Here is a 15957-nt window from a genome sequence, read left to right on the forward strand (position 1 = left end):
AATGATCAACACCCCGGCGGGGCTAGGGTGCACTTGTCCAAACGGTAGTGCGCCCCCCGATCCGTCCGGTCAGGGCCTCCGATCCTTAGCACGACGTAGGTCCCCGAAGCGATGAACCTGTATGGACTTGCCGTCGTTGCCTCCCCTTTTCGATCAGGTGACGATACGGAAGTTGCCTCGCAGGACTGAACCTGCGCGAGACTGACGTGCCCGGAGGCACCCCCGGAGTCCCATGAAGTCACCGTCAAGCGCATCCTTGATCCGGAGTACTCCTTGATCCTGATCAACGCCTCGTCGACGGCGTCGGTATGGTTCGCGCTCGCCGCGCAGCCCTGGGCCGTGAACGCCAAGTGCTCGGGCATTCGCGCAAAATTCGCCCAGCCACCGACAAGAAGGCTGCCCTCGGCGACCTTGGTGGCCGTAGCCGTCGCCGGCTGGGGCAGCGCGACCAAAAGCGCCGCGGCGGCCAGCACGGCGCTGATTAAGTGACGTCTCATGCGTCTTCTCCTTCGCTCCCGCGCCCCAAGGGCGGCTCTCGGCCCCACATACGCGCGCACCCCCCGCAAGGTTGCACGACTCGGGCACACTTTTCCGCTTCTTTCACCTTCCGCCGGCCCGCAGACACGCGGCGAGCGCGCCGGGGCGGGAAATCCAACTTCCCGCCCCGCGCGCGCCCGCGCGCTGGAAACCTCTTGGATCAGGCGCCGGCGCCCGTCCCGGCGACCTGCGCCACGACCTTCTTGGCCGTTCCGCCGGGCACACAGCCATCGACGTTGTCGGGCACGAATGCCGCCTCCGCGTCGTAGTGGTCCCCGTCGATCTCTGCCGAGATGATGGCGGTCGTGCCGACCCGGGACCAGAAGAACGTGCCGTCGTGGCTTCCGATAGACAGGGTCCCAGCCGCCGTGCCGAGGGAGCAATCCGCGGCCTCCCAGTAGGTGAAGTCGGCCGTCATCGTCCCTGAGATGGTCCCGGTCGCCGAGCCCAAGAACGTGCCGGAGCAGTTGCCCTCCGGACATGGGAACGGATCGAGCGTTGCCACGCCGGTGAAGGCGATGGCCTGCTGCGCGTGGGCCGGGGGCGAGACGGCGAACACGGCCACAAGCAACATTGCTGCAGCGATGAACTTCCTCATTCTTCCTCCTTCGGTCTTCCCGGCCACCGGATGCCCGGCCCGGGACAACACACCTTGCCTGTTGCCCCGCGGCGCACTTGTACGCTCACCCCCTCTTTAGCTCCCGCGCCGCGCGTGCCTGGGTTTGTATGCCCTATGACGATCTTCGTAAAGACCCCCGATCGGATCACATGCGGCGAAAGACGCGAACCTCTCGTGCAACCAAACGGCCGGCCGGACGTATCCGGTGCGATGCCTGGGTCCGGGAGTCCCGTGCGGGTGATGGTCGTCGAGGACCGTCCTGTCCGCGACGACACTATTTCCGTCATCGACCGCACCGCCGACATGGATGTGATCGCCGTCGTCGGATCCGCGAAGGGCGCTCTCTCCCTTCTGGACGTCAAAGCGCCGGACGTCGTGGTTATCGACCAATACAGTGGAACCGATAGCGCGACGACGTGCGCAGAGATCATCGGACGACGCCCGTCCTGCGCCGTCGTCATCCTGACTGCGGCCCCGGACGACGGCGTCCTCCACGCCTGTCTTGCTGCCGGCGCCCGAGGCTTCCTGCTAAGGAGCGCCGACGGCGCAGAGGTCATCCGGGCAATCAGGGTCGCCGCGAACGGCCGGACGACCCTCGGCCCCGAATTCGTCGAGACGGTAGTTCGATGGGCAAGGGAGGCGCGAACGGTCTGCGGGGAAGGAGAGACCCTCCTGGGGCCCAAAGAGATGCTCGCCCTCGCCCTCGCGGGTCAAGGAAAGACCAATCGCGCGATAGCGCGCCACATGGGCGTGAGCGAACCCACTGCGAAGCGATACCTGCACGCGGCCACGCGCAAGCTGGGCGTCAGTGGGCGTTCGGCCGCGGTTGCGGTTGGGATCCGGATGGGAGTGATCTGAGACGCTCGTTCCTGCGGATGAGATAGACCTACGCGACCAAGCCGCCATCGGACCCCAGCGTGATCGCGCCCTGGAGATCCTGCTGGATGTAGCCGACTTGGCCTCCTCGGCGGACGGCGTGGCACAGGCCACGCGCCGGCTCGCGTCACTCGCCCTCGAGGCGACCGGAGCCGACCGATCCGCGATCCTGGAGCGAGATCCGTCGGGGGTGCGGCGACTCCTGCCGGTGGCGGCCGCCTCCCGAAATGGTGACCTCCGAGCGATGCGCGAACGCTTTCTTCGTATGGACCCCATCGATACGACTTCCAGCCTCGAACGTCTGGGGGTGCTATGGGAACGCCCACGCACGACACTGATTGAAGATGCTCCCTCGACGAACCTCCTGCCGGACGAGTGGAAGAGTTGGGGGTCACGATCGTTGGCGTTTACCCCCCTGCGGTGCGGCGGCAAGATGTACGGCATCCTTGCCGTCGACTGGGTCAGAGAACCTCACGAATTCTCGGCTACCGACGTCCGTCTCCTCGAGGCCATCGCCGGCGCCGCCGGCACGGCCCTTCGTGGTGCCCGTCTCGTGGAGACCTTGGAGAACAAACTCCGGCTGATCGAGGGTCTTCTGCGTCTGTCCGACGCCGTGGCGCGAACGTCCGGACCCAGAACATTCCTCTCGCGCCTCAACGAGGCGGTCGGGGACGAGATCGGGGTCCGGTGCACCCGGCTGTGCATCGCGGACGCCGCGACCGCGGCACTGATTCGAGTCCCGCTCGCGAGCGCTCGAGAGATCGACCTCATCACACGCTGGCGCCGCGAGCCAAACCCCGGCATCGAAAGACGGGGGGAGCGAACTGCAATCCCGATCCCGCTTGGCGGCCGCCCCGCGGGGATCCTCTGGGTTCGCGCCGACCTCCCACTCGATCAGAGTCGTCTGGACCTGCTGCGAGCCGCTGCCGTCGGACTCGGCGAGATCGCAGCCAAGGCGAAGCTGCGCCGGATGGCCGAACGGCGCCAGCAGGAACTGATCGTATCGGCCGAGCGGGAGAGAATCGCGCGCGACCTCCACGACACGGTTGGACAGACCCTGTTCCGCATCGGGCTCGGACTCCAGGATGTGCTGCTTGATGTGAGAGACGGCGAACTCCTACAGCGGTTGGGCGGTCTCCGCGCACTCGCCGCGCAGGGTGTCGCCGACGTGCGCAGCGCCGTGTACACCCTGTCGTTCTCGCAGGTGCGAGAACACGGGTTCATTCCATCATTGCGCACCCTTGCCCGACAGTTCGAGATCTCCACGGGGATTCCCGTCTCCCTCCGCTTTTCCGGAGATACTCGATCACTTTCGACTGACGGTGCGAGCGCGCTGTACCGCGTCGCACACGAGGCACTCGTGAACGTCGATCGACATGCGCGCGCCTCAGGAGTCGCGGTCGCACTCGATCGAGCCGGCGTAAACGCATCGCTCTCGATTCGCGACGACGGCGTCGGGCTCGACCAGCGCCAGGGTGCACACTGGCAGTCCGCCACCCACTTCGGAATGCGGGCCATGGCCAGGACCGTCGAGGAAATCGGGGGCAGATTCCGCGCCCGGGAAGCGACCCCCCGCGGCCTCATCATTGAAGCATCGGTCCCGCTGACAGCGGGGTGTCGGAAGTGACCGGTCCCGGCGATGTCATCACGATCCTGCTCATAGGCCACCACGACGTGACCCGGCTGGTTCGCGTCCTCGAACGCGAGCCGGATCTTCGAGTGATCGACTGGACATCCGCCTCGGAGGCTCTGGGGAAACTCGAAGTGATCCACCCCCGCGTTGTCGTGCTGGACCAGGCCCTGCACAACATGAGCGGGGTCGAGTTGTGCCGACAGATAGCCAAGCGCCGACCGTGCTCGGCGGTCGTCATGTTGTCGGGGTTCAGTGATGAGATCACCGTATTTGACGCGATGTCGGCGGGTGCCCGCGGGTACGTCGTGAAGAACGTGGACGCAGACGGCTTGATCCCGGCCATTCGCGCCGTAGCACGCGGTGAGATGTGGCTCGATCCTAAGGTGGTCGGTCGGTTCGCCTCCTGGGTGATGTCCACGAAGGACTTCGGACGATCACAACTCCCGCCCGCGCAACTCAGGGTCCTTCAAGAGGTTGCCGCGGGCGGCACCACGGCGACCATTGCCCGCGCGCTGAACTTAAGTGAACACACCGTGAAGTCGTACCTGAGCCGTATCTACCGGCTGCTGCGGGTTGCGAACCGCGCCGAGGCGGTAGCGGTGGCGACGCGCAGCGGCCTCCTCGCTCGTACCGGACGGTCGGAGCGAGAGCGGAACGTAACCGGGGCACGGCAGGCCTGAGCGAAACTGCCGGAATCGGGCAGGACAACGGCGTCATAAGGCGAATACAGTGACCACGATGGCTGCGGACCCTAAGGCCCCCGCACTCGATCTCCGATCGGGGGAATCGGACGGCCGGCTTGTCGAGCAATCTCTCGCCGGCGACAACGACGCGTTCGGTCGCCTCTACGAGCGCTATCGCTCCGTCGTTTACGCTTCGTGCCTTCGTCGCCTTCGCGACCCGGGGTTGGCAGAGGACGCGACCCAGGACACTTTCCTTCGTGCGTACTCGCATCTGAACCGCTTCGACTGCGGGCGAGAGGCACTCCCGTGGCTCTTGACGATCGCGAATCGCCGCTGTGTCGATCTGCATCGCCGCCGGTCCAAGGTCAAGCCCGTGGATCCCGCCGACTATGAGTGGGGGAGTTCCGGAGGCGACACCACGCTCGATTCCGTCATCGCCTCCGAGCAGCGGCGAGGCCTGGCCCGCGCGCTCGCCCGCATCCCATGGCGGCAGCGCCGCGCACTCCTGCTCTACGCGGTCGAGGGCTGGAGCTATCCCGAGATATGCTCGATAGAGGGGTCGACTCCCGGGTCCACGAAAGCGCTCCTCACGCACGCGCGGAAGCACCTCCGCCCCCTATGCCGGCCGGGCTCGCTTTCGCTGACGTTCCTTGCACCGCTTCACCGCGCCCGCGCCGGAGCACGACGGCTGGCCGGCGGCGTGCGCACGCGATTCGCCGGAGTCGCCGAGCCCCTGATCGAACGGTGTGGCGAGTCACTCTCGATGGTAGCCGCCGTCCTGATGCTGTCGATCAGCGGAGGCCCCGTCACCCCACCGGCCGACCCCTACCAGCCGGTCGAGGCGCGCACCAACGGTCTCGGCGCGCGCGCAGCCCCGGTTCATCGCCCGTCGTCGGGCGGGGCCGAGGAGGGCAAGGCGAACCGGTCACTACAGGACGACGTTCTCAACCCCACCGGTGATGCGACGCCGGAGACCACCCACTTCTACTCCCTGACGCCGTCGCCTTCCTTCGAGCGAGACCACACGATTTTCGCCGCGGGGGGCGTGCCGTGCGCACGCACCTTCTGTCCGGTGCTCTTCCAGACTCGTAACGGCGGCACGAACTGGAAACCGCTGAAAGCAACCGGGTATGCCGGCGGAACGGTGCTTCTCCCGCCTTCGTTCCCCGAAGATCCGCGGATCTTCGTGATGGGGACCGGCGGTCTGGCCCAGAGTGACGACGCGGGCGAGACCTTCCGCATCGTCAGCCCGGTCAGCGGTGGCGCCGCGATCTCGCCACTGTTCGACCGAGGGGACCCACGCATCCTCCTCGGTTCCACCGCGCTCCTCGACTACTGGGCCGACCGCATGATCACGACACCGACGAAACTGGCGATGATTGGAGCGACTCGTCCAGCGCCCGCATTCTCGCCGACGTACGCGCGTGACTCGCTCATCTTCGTGGGCGTCGTGCGGCCGGACACCGCAGGGGCCTTGGCCTCCGCGGTGGAGAGGTGTTCGGGGCTCAGGTGCGCAACGGAAACGCTGCCGGGAAGCGTCGGAGTCCCTGCAATGCGCTTCTCGTCACGGTTCGACGCCGGCGGCGCCGTCTATGCATTCACGAGCGACGGTCTGTTCCGGTCGAGCGCGACCGATTCCGGGTTCGAGCGCATCAGAACCCCCGGAAGCAGTCACCTGCCCATTCTCGACGTGGCACTTACTCCCCCGGCGGGAGAACCACCTGCGCTGTTAGTGGCCGCCGGTGAAGCCGGTGAAAGTCGAGGTCTCTATCGATCCAACAACGACGGGGCCTCTTGGACGCCCCTGCCGACACCACTTCTTCGCGAGGGCGTATCCACAATCACTGCTCTGCCGACAGGTACGATCCTCGCGACCGGCGCGGACCGCGGGATCGCGTGCAGCGCCGATGGAGGACTGACGTGGACGGCGCGGTGTTGAACTCCTCCCTCGACCCCCCGCCTCAGGGGTCGAGGAACTCCATCACGCCGGAGAAGTAGATCCTCCGCACACCCGCAACGCCGCAGAACGCGCCATCATTCGCGACAACCTGCGCAACGCCGGTGAAGGCCGGAGCAATGAAAGTGACGACACCCCCGAGCACGTTCCCGACAAACGACCATGTTCCCGAGCCGGCGGGCGGGGCAGGTGAAGGCGAGAACGTTATGTCGTATCCGCCGCTCATCTGGAGCGCCTGACACTGGGCGAGTGGTGCGTACCCACCTCCTCCGACCAAGGCGTATCGGAGAGGATCCAGCCCGACGCCGGAGACGCCACACAAACCCGCACCGTCGAACGTGTTCAGCGATGCGCCTCCACCACCGGCGGTGATCGTGCGGTCGAATTCGACGACCAGCGAGAAAACGCATGCACCGTCGTAGACATCCTGGGAACGCGCAGGCCGCGCAGCGAGGCCGGATGCCGTCATCAACAACACCACCAGAACCAACACGCGCAACTTCATGTCTCTCCTCCGTGATCAAGACTGGGATCTACAGCCGCTTTCCCTCGAACGGCTCCACTCGCTCAGTCGGCATCCCGTTGGGCGTGTTGGGCAACCCCTTGGAGTCGAGCCACACGAACACACCGTTTGCCTCGTAGTGTGCTGTGGGGTCGTTCACCGATGGAACCCCCGGCGGCGGTGGACCCACCCCTCTGGGATATGCCACCCCATCGAATCTAAAGCTCGGCGCACCCAGGACGTTCGAGCTTGCGAACGACACCACACCGGAGTCACCGCTGCCCACGATCCCGTTGCTGCCGGCGGCAAACGCAGCCATCGGAGCCCACGGGTTCCATATGAGGAACTTCGCCCTGCGAAGCGAGAAGTCGACGAGGAGCATGTAGGCAGGTGCAGTGAATGAGCCTTTCCCGCCGGACGGCACAAAGTCCCGCGCCTCCACAAAGGCGTTCGGCCACTCCTCGGGTGCGATCAGGAACTCCCAGCGACTGACCCCAGGCGCAACGACCCGTGGTTTCGCCAACCCGAGTTCGGAGCAAAGCCTGCCCAGTCCCGTCCCGTCGTCGCACAACGGATCGCCGTCCCGAGAATCCGTCCTGCTGCGGTCCTTGTAGACGGTAACCAGCGCGACGTCATACTTCGCCGAGCCGTCGAGCACGACGCCACCCCCAACGGAAGACAGCGGGAAGTGAAGCGTCCTGGAGCACTCGCCGGCACCGTCCTCCCCGCACACGCTCGGATCAAACTCGGGATCGGCAGGATCCGTCACTAAGTACTCGATGTGACGCCCATCCTGATCACCGGGCTCGGCCACCACGAGCACGTATCCCTTAACCCCGGCCGCGGGGTTCGACGGGGGCTGCGTCCAGGGAATACTCACTTCCTCGGCGCCACGAACGAGGCCGAAACCCAGCGGCATCCCCGTCGATCCCGCCGGACCCGTCAGCCGACCGAAGTCGTGGACGACCGAAGTCGGCGGCATTGTGACATCGATGAAAGTAGACCGAATCCGGGACAGCCGCTCATCGTTGTTCTTGCACATCTGCGCCGCCCCGACGGGGTTGAACCCCTGCGCGCAGGTCTCCAGGAGCGCGCGAAACTCGTAGCTTCCCGGCGTCGCAGGTGCGCGGCTGAAGAACACGGCCTGCTTCTCGCCGGTGACTTTGTTGGTATTCCAGTTCCCAACACTTTGCGAAGGCAAACCGAAGATCTGTTTCAAGACTGTTGCGCTCTGCTCGAACAAGTACTTTTGTCTGTACACCGAAGAGAGATTGAAATGGACACGCCAGCCGAATCGCTCAGACAGCTCTTCCCCCGCGGGGATCTGCGTCAACGTGACGGGAATAAGGTGCTCACGGGCCGCCTCGCAATTCTGATCTTTCGTCTGCGAATCAGCCTGCCCCACCGGTGCCACGCCGCGCTGGTTGCATAGGTCGTTCGGGTCATCGCTGTGGTCGAGGCGAGGGTCCGTGGAGTAAACGTACATGCACAGGGTTGCTGTTAGCGTGGGCGCATCCCAGTTCAGGAATACCAGCGAACTTTTCCCGGTTCTGTACCCGAAAGTCGCCGGGTCCGGCTTCCAGTTCAGGTCGGTGCCGGGGGGTCTCCTATTTCGAGGACCCTCGTTCCTCGTCATGTCGATGTGAGCCGTCATGCCGACGACACCCCCGGAGAGGTACTCCGCGTTGCCGACTCGCGCGGCGACACCGTCCGTGTGGTTACCGAGGCCGGTGTAGACCTGTTCGCATTTCGTGGCCGGCGTGATCCCGTCCTGACGCATGGCCGGACGCACCTGGTTGACCCCGAACCGCCACCCCTTCGGCACGTAGTACGAGATATCCACAGCCGGCATCGTGAGATCCGCTTGGGCGAAGCGAAAGATCAAGGAAGAAGGAGCATTGACGAACGGCATCTGGACCCCAACTTCGACCTGCGGATCGAACTTCGGGCACCCCCGCGCAGGGTCGGGGTTCCCGGGCTCGCAGGTCGTGTAGGTGGCGGCGGCCAGTGACGGCAGCGCAAGAACCGCCGCGGCAATCGCGACGGCCGTTCGCGCGCCGGTCCGGAACGATCTTGCTCTCACGCGCGTCACCATGGGTACACCGTGATCCCATACGAGGCCTGCGTAGTAGCTGTATTCCCCCAAGCGTCCGTCACGATCACCTTGATGTCGTACGGAGTGCCCCTCGGGAAATTCGGTTCGAAGTCGTTGATGCGAAGCGTGACTCCCCATGCCGCGCGCGGGCCGAAGCGAGTAATCGAGGGGATGCTGCGCAGCATTGTCTGCCCCTGCCACACCTGCACGTGTATTGAAGCGATCTCGGACGCAACACCCATGGCCCCGCTCCAGTTGTCGTCCGCCAGTCCGGATACCAGAGCCTCTCCACGAGGAATGCTTTGGGAGGGTGACGTCGTGCTGCACCATGCCCGAGGAGGGGTCACCTCACTTGGACCTGCAGGTAGACCGGTTCCCGTCGGGCCGACCGCACACGCGCCCCATGTCACATCCGGCGCGGGAGTCCTGCCGCACGAACCGGACGTGCTCCCTCCAAGTCCCAGGCCCTGGCCCTGGCCGGGGTAGTCTTGGCCGGTCGGACCCGCATCGACGCCCGATCCCGACAGATGGCACCAGTTCATGGGAGGCCAAGTCATCCGCGAGAGCTTAGGTGCAACCTTGTCGAACGGGCGTGCGGCGTACTTGGTCAGTGCTCCTTCGAGGACAACCGGCTCGGACGACGATCCGTCCAGCGACGTGGCGACAAACGTGAAGTCGAGCGAGGTGGGCCCAAGCCGAGTGAAGTCGCTCGTTGCCGGGTCGACACAGGGGTCCGGACGTGGGCTGACCGCGCAGCTTGGGGCGGCGCTGCTGTGGGCACCGAACTCTGTGACATGCAGCTCGGCATTGAAGTCCCCTCGCGTGACCCCGGCCTGCACATCGTCGTCGGTTGCGGACGTAACCCTCCGGCTGACCTTAGACACACCATCGCTCACGGTGACCGTGACGTAGACACCCGGCGTCGCGTTTCCGCGCACGTAGGCCAGTCCGGGCTCTCCGAACCCGTAAGGAAGGGAGGTTGCGAAAAGGCGCTTCGCCGCATCGGCGTCTACCTCGGGCTGCGCGTCCCCGAACGCCTCGGCGAAGTTGATCGTTGGGGCGCTCGCGCGCGCGGCGCCCGGCGCCACCACGGCAGCGATCACGGCCGCCAAGACCCATACGGCCCTCGATTTCCCCATTCCGCGCATGCATCACCCCTTACGCCGCTTTGCAGGCTTCATCCGCTATACGCACGATGCGCAAATTGGTTGCACCAAGAATCTATTGAGTCCTTCGCCGCAACCCCGTGGGTTCCTTGTACCTGAGGCAGGATGGACTCGTTTGTCCCACCTGATCGCCGCCATTCGAGCCAAAGCGGCAGAAACGGTAGGCCACGGGAACTCGGTTGACACCGTCCGTCCGCGAACCTGGTCGATCAGCGCGTAGGTCTCCCGCGGAAGACGCCCGGTATCGACGGTGATCGCGCGCACGTCCGAGCGAATGCGGTGGGCCATGTCGATAAGGACAATCCCTTCGGCCTGAAACGCGGTGATAATGGCGATCTTCGGGCGACCGCGAGCCTCAGGAACAAAGGATTGTTCCTGAGGCGAGCTTGGTCCGAGTCCGGAACACCGAACACGCGGGAACGTCCGCATCGGCTCCAGCCAGGAGCACATACGGCACGGTCGAGGCCATCAACGCCGAGGCAACACCGGCGTACGCCATGACCTGCGCACCCGTATAGTGCTCGATCTTGAAGCGGTACACACCGGGTGGTTCGCCGACCATGTAGTGCGCCCACACGTTCGCCTTCCAGTTGCTGTTCTCCCACACCGGCACCGGAACGGGACTGAGATAACGGAGGGGCTGGAAGTTCACCGTGCCGGTTCCCCCCGGGCCCTCGATCGAGATCAGCGATGGAGGCCCGTAGGTCCCCGTAGGCGCGACCCACGTGTGGTTGCCAAGCACGAACACCGCCACCGCCGACCGTTTGAAGGACCGCGTCAGGGACGTAGCGGTCATCGACGAGGCTTCGACGATCGCAAAGGCCGGGGTCCAGTAGGCATCGCCGGCAGACACCACGACGCCCTTCTGGAAGTGGCAAAGAGAATAGCGCCGGCCGAGATATAGGAGGACGTGTCCCGGCTCGGGGCGCATCTGGTCTTGCAGACCGGCGCGGAGTCGGAGTTCACCTCGTTCCTTGGCCGCGATCGCTACGAGCGCAACGCCAAGGCGCCGCCGATTCATCGCAACGGCTATTCACGGCGTGCGTCTCATCCGTCGTCGCGCGCGACGACGGATGAGCCCGTCATCTTGGGTTCTCGTCTTGGCGCTCGACCGGATGACCGCTCGCATCCCATCGGGATCTTCGCGCAAGCGGAGCAGGACCGGAAGCGCATCGCGTCTGCGCCGAGTCTGCAGCGTCGCCGCGATGCCCGCGCGCTCGAATGACAGCAGCGCCCGGTCATGGTCGGAAGCCAGCGCCGCATCGACGTGCACACGCACGCCGTCCACGGTGGTCACGAACGATCCAATGACGGTGAATGCGGCCTTCTCCGCTGAGGATGCGACCGGAGAGCCGAAGGGCAGTGCTCGTGATTGCCGGATCGTGGTCTCCGTCCCCGAACTCGCGTCACCGTAACGCATCTCGACACCGTGAACGGAAACTTCTCTTCTGTTCACGATCCCGATCACCGAACGGACGGATTCCCTGCGGCTCGGATCGCGCAGGCGAAGGAACCCGGACGGAACGGTGGCGGTCGATGCATCGGGGCGGCGCGCGCGGACGATCCGATGATAGGAGTACATGAGCAAAGAGCGGGCCGACCTGAGTCGACGCAAGCACGACGGCGGATGCATCGGCTCACGCCGAATACGGCTGAGGGTAGGTCGCGGTCTCAATGTGGGCCTCGGTCACCGGGGACTCGGTTGCTCGGGCCGTGCCGGTCAGTGAAACCGTCATCGCGAGGATGGCCGCAAGGAAAGCAAGCGATCGCAGTCGCATCGTCACATCCAAAGCTGCTCATTGCTGAGGAACGAGGACGGGAACAAACCGTAATGCTTGTCTTCTCCGCGGTCAATATTGTCGAGTTGACTGGGATGCGTCATGGACCAAGCGAGTCGCCAAGGCCGGGACGCGCAGCAAGGCGGCGGTCACAGCCGGGACCGAACGAACAGCCTGACTCGACCCGCCCTCATCACCCTCGCGAAACGAAGGTATCGGCCGGCTCCAGACGCCATTCCACCGTAGCCGACGGCAGGGCACGACGACCCTTCTCTATCGGGCGGCGTGTAGCAGTGAGGCGACTTCCGCCTCGAAGCGCTCGTCGGGAGTGGCGGCATGTATTCCGCACTCTTTGGAATCCCCGTCTTCCCACCACCAGCGCCCCGCGCGCTCATCCTCGCCGGGCTCGATCGCGCGCGTGCACGGCGCGCACCCGATTGAAGTGAACCCGCGTTCGTACAACTCATTCGCCGGCACGCGGTGCTCGAGCGCGTACTCCCAGACCCGCTCGGCGGTCCAGTCGGCGAGCGGCGCAACCTTGACGATGCCGGGTCTTTGCGGATCCGGTCCGACCTCGACAGCCCCGGCACGCTCGGCGGTCTGCCCGCGTCGCACTCCGGTGATCCAGGCGCCGAGTCCACCGAGCGCGCGCTCCAGCGGCAGCACCTTTCGCACGTGACAGCACAACTTGCGCAACGCAACATCGCGTCGGAACAGATCGACCCCGTGGCGCGCCACCATGGCTTCGACTTGAGTCGCGTCGGGGAACACAACCTCGACCGTGATGCCGTACCGTCCGCGAACCTGGTCGATCAGCGCGTACGTCTCTTGCGGAAGACGCCCGGTATCGACCGTGATCACGCGCACATCTGAGCGAATGCGGTGGGCCATGTCGATCAGGACCATCCCTTCGGCCTGAAAGGCGGTGACGATGGCGATACCGCTCCCGTACTCCCTGAGCGCCCAGGAGAGCACATCCTCGGCCGGTGCGCCGGCCAGGTCTGGGAGGCCGGGGCTCATCCCTCAGTGCCCCCTGCGATATAGCCCTCGCGCTCGAGGTGCAGGATGATCCGCTGCGCCGCCTCTTCGGGCGTCACGTTGGTGGTGTCGATGACCAAGTCCGCATCCTCAGGAGCCTCGTAGGGATCGTCGATCCCCGTGAAGCCCTTGACGAGTCCGGCGCGCGCCTTCGCGTACAGCCCCTTGCGGTCACGCTGCTCGCACACTTCGATCGGCGTCCCGGCATGAACCAGCATGAATCCGCCGCCCGGCTCGACCATCGCGCGCACTTCCTTGCGCACCGCGTCGTACGGCGCGATCGGGGCGCAGATCGCAACGCCGCCGTTCTTGGTGATCTCGCTCGCTACGTACCCGATGCGACGGATGTTGATGTCGCGGTGCTCCTTCGAGAATCCAAGCTCGGAGGACAAGTGCTTGCGCACCAGGTCACCGTCGAGCAGCGTCACCGGACGGGTCCCCGATTCCAGGAACTTCACCAGCAGCACGTTGGCAATCGTCGACTTCCCGGAGCCCGACAGTCCTGTGAAGAAGATCGTGAAGCCCTGGCGCGCGCGCGGCGGCGAAGTGCGCCGCAACTCCCGCACCACTTCCGGGAAACTGAACCACTCGGGAATCTCCTTGCCCTCGGCCAGGCGACGACGCAACTCGGTGCCCGAGATGTCGCGCGTGCGCGCGCCCTCGGGCACTTCGTTCGCAGGGACGTATTCGTCTTGGTCCTCCAGATAGAGCATCTGCTCGAAGGGGACCATCCCAACGCCGAGTTCCTCTTCGAACTCACGCACCATGTCCTGAGCATCGTAGGGACCGTAGAACGGCACGCCGGAGGAGTCCGAACCCGGGCCGGCGTGATCGCGCCCGACGATCAAGTGCGTGCACCCGTGGTTCTTGCGGATGATCGCGTGCCACACAGCTTCGCGCGGACCGGCCATGCGCATCGCCAAAGGCAACAGTGACAGCTTCACCGTCTGCTGCGGATAGCGACCGAGCAGTGCGTGGTAGCAGCGGACACGCGTGTAGTGATCCACGTCGCCGGGCTTGGTCATTCCGACGACGGGATGAATAAGCAGGTTCGCCTCGAGTTGCTTCGCTGCGCGCATCGTCAACTCGTAGTGCGCGCGGTGCAAGGGGTTGCGTGTCTGGAACGCCACAACGCGCTCCCAGCCCAGACGCGCAAACTCGGCGCGCAACTCGGCCGGTGTCGTGCGCAGGCCGCGATAGTCGTAATGCGAGGGGCTGTTAACCGCCTCAAGCGTTCCACCGACGTACCACGGATTGGTGCGCTCCAAAACCTGCGCAACGCCGGGGTGTTCGGGGTTCTCCGTCCCGTACACGGCCTTCGCCTCGGCGAGGCGGTCGGGCTCCCACACATCACTCACCGCGAGCGCGGCCAACATCACGCCCTCGGGATCGCGCAGCGCGAGCGAGGCGCCGGGCTCCAGAGCGCGAGCGACTTCCTCAGGGATATCGAGCACTATTGGAATCGGCCAGAGCGTTCCGTCCTGCAGGCGCATCTCGGTGCACACACGCTCGTAGTCCGCGCGCCCCATGAACCCGCGAAGCGGTGAGAAACCACCCGAGCACAACAGCTCGAGGTCGCAGATCTGGCGTGGCGTCAGGTCCCACGAAGGCCATGCGCGCGATTCATCAAGAATGCCCGCGCGCCGGGCGGAATCGGCGGTCAAGTCGACGAGAACTCCGCCGTGAGGAATAGGACTGCTCATATAAGTTTCACTCCTGTCACGATGACTGCAATAACGATCACGGGACGCAACACGCGCGGGTGCGCGCGATGCGCGAGACGACTTCCCAAGACGATGCCCGGCAAGTACCCGACCATCAACGAAAGAACGGTGGCGGCCCGCACGGTTCCCAGCGCGATGTGACCGGCACCGGCAACGGCCTGCAGGATTGCGCCATGGAAGACGCTCGTGCCGACAAGTTCAGCGGGGATGGTGCCGGGGTAGGCGATCAAGAGCGCCGCGATGACCAGCGACCCACTGCCGGCCGACGTCACCGCGAGCGTGAAGCCCACCACCGCGCCGATGCCCGCATTCACCAACGGTCGGTCGGTCGGCATCCGAAGCGACGGCAGCCACCCCGAGCGCTTCCGAATCAAAACCGCGTCCAGCAGCAGCGAGGCCGCAATCAAGATAAGCACGACTCCAAGCGCGCGCGACACAAACGGCCCGGCGCCGTCGAGGCCTCCGAGGCGCTTGATCACGTAAATGCCCAGGACCGCCGCAGGGATGCTCCCCGAGGCGAGTTGACGCACCAGCCGATGGTTAACGGTCCCCTGGCGATGGTGCACTCCGGCACCGATGAACTTCGCCCCCGCAGCGGCCAGCAAGGATGTCCCCACCGCCGCCACGCTGGGGATTCCTCGAAGGATCAGCAGGGGCGTAACGATGCTGCCGGCGCCAGTGCCGGCCAATCCGATCGTGAGGCCCCCCGCGAGGCCGATAAGTGCAACCAGAGGGTCCACCGACCCAACCCCTTACCACTACTCCAACGGTTCACAACATTAATACGTTGTAAACCATCAGGTGTCAATCCGGTGGACACCGCGACCTAGCGGGCAGAAGTGTCAGAAACGAAGGATCCGGACGCGCCAAACCGACGAGCAACCCACCCAGGCGGAGCGAAGCCCAGCAACAACAGCGGCGCGGACGCCAACACCAAGTACCGCAGCACTCGCAAGAGCTGCTGGATCGCCCCCAAACTCGGGTTGGAGAACAGCAGCAGCGGGATCATGCCGACCACCAAGAAGATCAGGAAGAATCCCCCGGAGATCGACAGCATGCGAAAACGTGCAAGACCCTGCACCCGCAACCCGTACAAGGCAAACGAAACCCACAGCACTCCGAACGCGAGCGCGAGGTACCCGATGGCGACCCACAAATAGGTTCGGTAGCTGATGAGGTTGTGGACTCCCTGGATCTCCACCAACCCCTTCGCCGGATCGAACGGGACTGCCCCCGATCTGGTTGACTCGTAGCTTGTGAGCCTTTCACGCTGCAAGGGCTCCTTCGTACACGGCCTCAAACTCTACGGGAGTTAGCCGCCCGAGGCCGCGTTGGCGGCGGCGGCGGTG

Annotated in this window: 17 protein-coding genes; 4 read left to right on the forward strand and 13 right to left on the reverse strand. The window is 65.2% G+C overall.

All coding sequences use genetic code 11. The features are described from left to right. Positions 1–5 precede the first annotated feature (5 nt). Together WDA27_08820 and WDA27_08825 are read right to left on the reverse strand one after the other, a co-directional pair. Complete coding sequence (locus tag WDA27_08820; protein ID MFA5891036.1) at positions 6–497, reverse strand: hypothetical protein; 492 nt, start codon at positions 495–497, stop codon at positions 6–8. A 200-nt stretch (positions 498–697) separates the two neighbouring features. Further along, the gene (locus WDA27_08825; protein MFA5891037.1) at positions 698–1135 is read right to left on the reverse strand and encodes a hypothetical protein; all 438 of its coding nucleotides are present in this window, start codon (positions 1133–1135) and stop codon (positions 698–700) included. A 135-nt stretch (positions 1136–1270) separates the two neighbouring features. Between WDA27_08825 and WDA27_08830 the strand changes: the two genes are divergently transcribed. The 4 genes from WDA27_08830 to WDA27_08845 all read left to right on the forward strand — a co-directional run bounded on the left by WDA27_08830 (position 1271) and on the right by WDA27_08845 (position 6287). Beyond that, entirely contained in the window at positions 1271–2014 is a 744-nt protein-coding gene (locus WDA27_08830) for a response regulator transcription factor (protein MFA5891038.1), read from the forward strand. A 118-nt stretch (positions 2015–2132) separates the two neighbouring features. Continuing rightward, positions 2133–3659 (forward strand): GAF domain-containing sensor histidine kinase, encoded by a 1527-nt coding sequence (locus WDA27_08835; GenBank protein MFA5891039.1) that lies wholly within the window; start codon positions 2133–2135, stop codon positions 3657–3659. Further along, a complete protein-coding gene (locus tag WDA27_08840; protein MFA5891040.1) occupies positions 3656–4345 on the forward strand; it encodes a response regulator transcription factor in 690 nt (229 codons plus the stop codon). The genes WDA27_08835 and WDA27_08840 overlap by 4 nt, the downstream gene beginning before the upstream one ends. Before the next feature lie 58 nt (positions 4346–4403). Beyond that, a complete protein-coding gene (locus WDA27_08845; GenBank protein MFA5891041.1) occupies positions 4404–6287 on the forward strand; it encodes a sigma-70 family RNA polymerase sigma factor in 1884 nt (627 codons plus the stop codon). A gap of 22 nt (positions 6288–6309) precedes the next feature. On the opposite strand, the gene WDA27_08850 is transcribed toward WDA27_08845, so the two are convergent. The 11 genes from WDA27_08850 to WDA27_08900 all read right to left on the reverse strand — a co-directional run bounded on the left by WDA27_08850 (position 6310) and on the right by WDA27_08900 (position 15884). Beyond that, positions 6310–6810 carry a hypothetical protein gene (locus WDA27_08850; GenBank protein ID MFA5891042.1) on the reverse strand — a complete coding sequence of 167 codons (501 nt, stop codon included), beginning with the start codon at positions 6808–6810 and terminating at the stop codon, positions 6310–6312. Between the two features lie 28 nt (positions 6811–6838). Next, positions 6839–8890, reverse strand: coding sequence for a hypothetical protein (locus WDA27_08855; GenBank protein MFA5891043.1), 2052 nt, complete (start codon positions 8888–8890; stop codon positions 6839–6841). 5 nt (positions 8891–8895) lie between these two features. Continuing rightward, on the reverse strand, positions 8896–10050 hold the full coding sequence (locus tag WDA27_08860) for a hypothetical protein (GenBank protein MFA5891044.1): 1155 nt from the start codon (positions 10048–10050) through the stop codon (positions 8896–8898). A 36-nt stretch (positions 10051–10086) separates the two neighbouring features. Beyond that, a complete protein-coding gene (locus tag WDA27_08865; GenBank protein MFA5891045.1) occupies positions 10087–10518 on the reverse strand; it encodes a phosphoadenosine phosphosulfate reductase family protein in 432 nt (143 codons plus the stop codon). Further along, positions 10424–11089, reverse strand: a complete 666-nt coding sequence (locus WDA27_08870; protein ID MFA5891046.1) for a hypothetical protein — start codon at positions 11087–11089, stop codon at positions 10424–10426. Before WDA27_08870 ends, WDA27_08865 begins: the two co-directional genes overlap by 95 nt. Positions 11090–11101: 12 nt before the next feature. Then, on the reverse strand, positions 11102–11524 hold the full coding sequence (locus WDA27_08875) for a hypothetical protein (protein MFA5891047.1): 423 nt from the start codon (positions 11522–11524) through the stop codon (positions 11102–11104). A gap of 181 nt (positions 11525–11705) precedes the next feature. Beyond that, a complete protein-coding gene (locus WDA27_08880; GenBank protein MFA5891048.1) occupies positions 11706–11846 on the reverse strand; it encodes a hypothetical protein in 141 nt (46 codons plus the stop codon). A gap of 273 nt (positions 11847–12119) precedes the next feature. Beyond that, positions 12120–12866: a phosphoadenylyl-sulfate reductase gene (locus WDA27_08885; GenBank protein MFA5891049.1), complete on the reverse strand. Its 747-nt coding sequence runs from the start codon at positions 12864–12866 to the stop codon at positions 12120–12122. After that, positions 12863–14587 carry a bifunctional sulfate adenylyltransferase/adenylylsulfate kinase gene (locus WDA27_08890; GenBank protein ID MFA5891050.1) on the reverse strand — a complete coding sequence of 575 codons (1725 nt, stop codon included), beginning with the start codon at positions 14585–14587 and terminating at the stop codon, positions 12863–12865. Before WDA27_08890 ends, WDA27_08885 begins: the two co-directional genes overlap by 4 nt. After that, positions 14584–15348 carry a sulfite exporter TauE/SafE family protein gene (locus WDA27_08895; protein ID MFA5891051.1) on the reverse strand — a complete coding sequence of 255 codons (765 nt, stop codon included), beginning with the start codon at positions 15346–15348 and terminating at the stop codon, positions 14584–14586. Before WDA27_08895 ends, WDA27_08890 begins: the two co-directional genes overlap by 4 nt. An 86-nt stretch (positions 15349–15434) precedes the next feature. Further along, positions 15435–15884: a hypothetical protein gene (locus WDA27_08900; GenBank protein MFA5891052.1), complete on the reverse strand. Its 450-nt coding sequence runs from the start codon at positions 15882–15884 to the stop codon at positions 15435–15437. Between the last annotated feature and the right edge of the window lie 73 nt (positions 15885–15957).

Source organism: Actinomycetota bacterium (assembly GCA_041658565.1).
Taxonomy (GTDB): domain Bacteria; phylum Actinomycetota; class AC-67; order AC-67; family AC-67; genus JBAZZY01.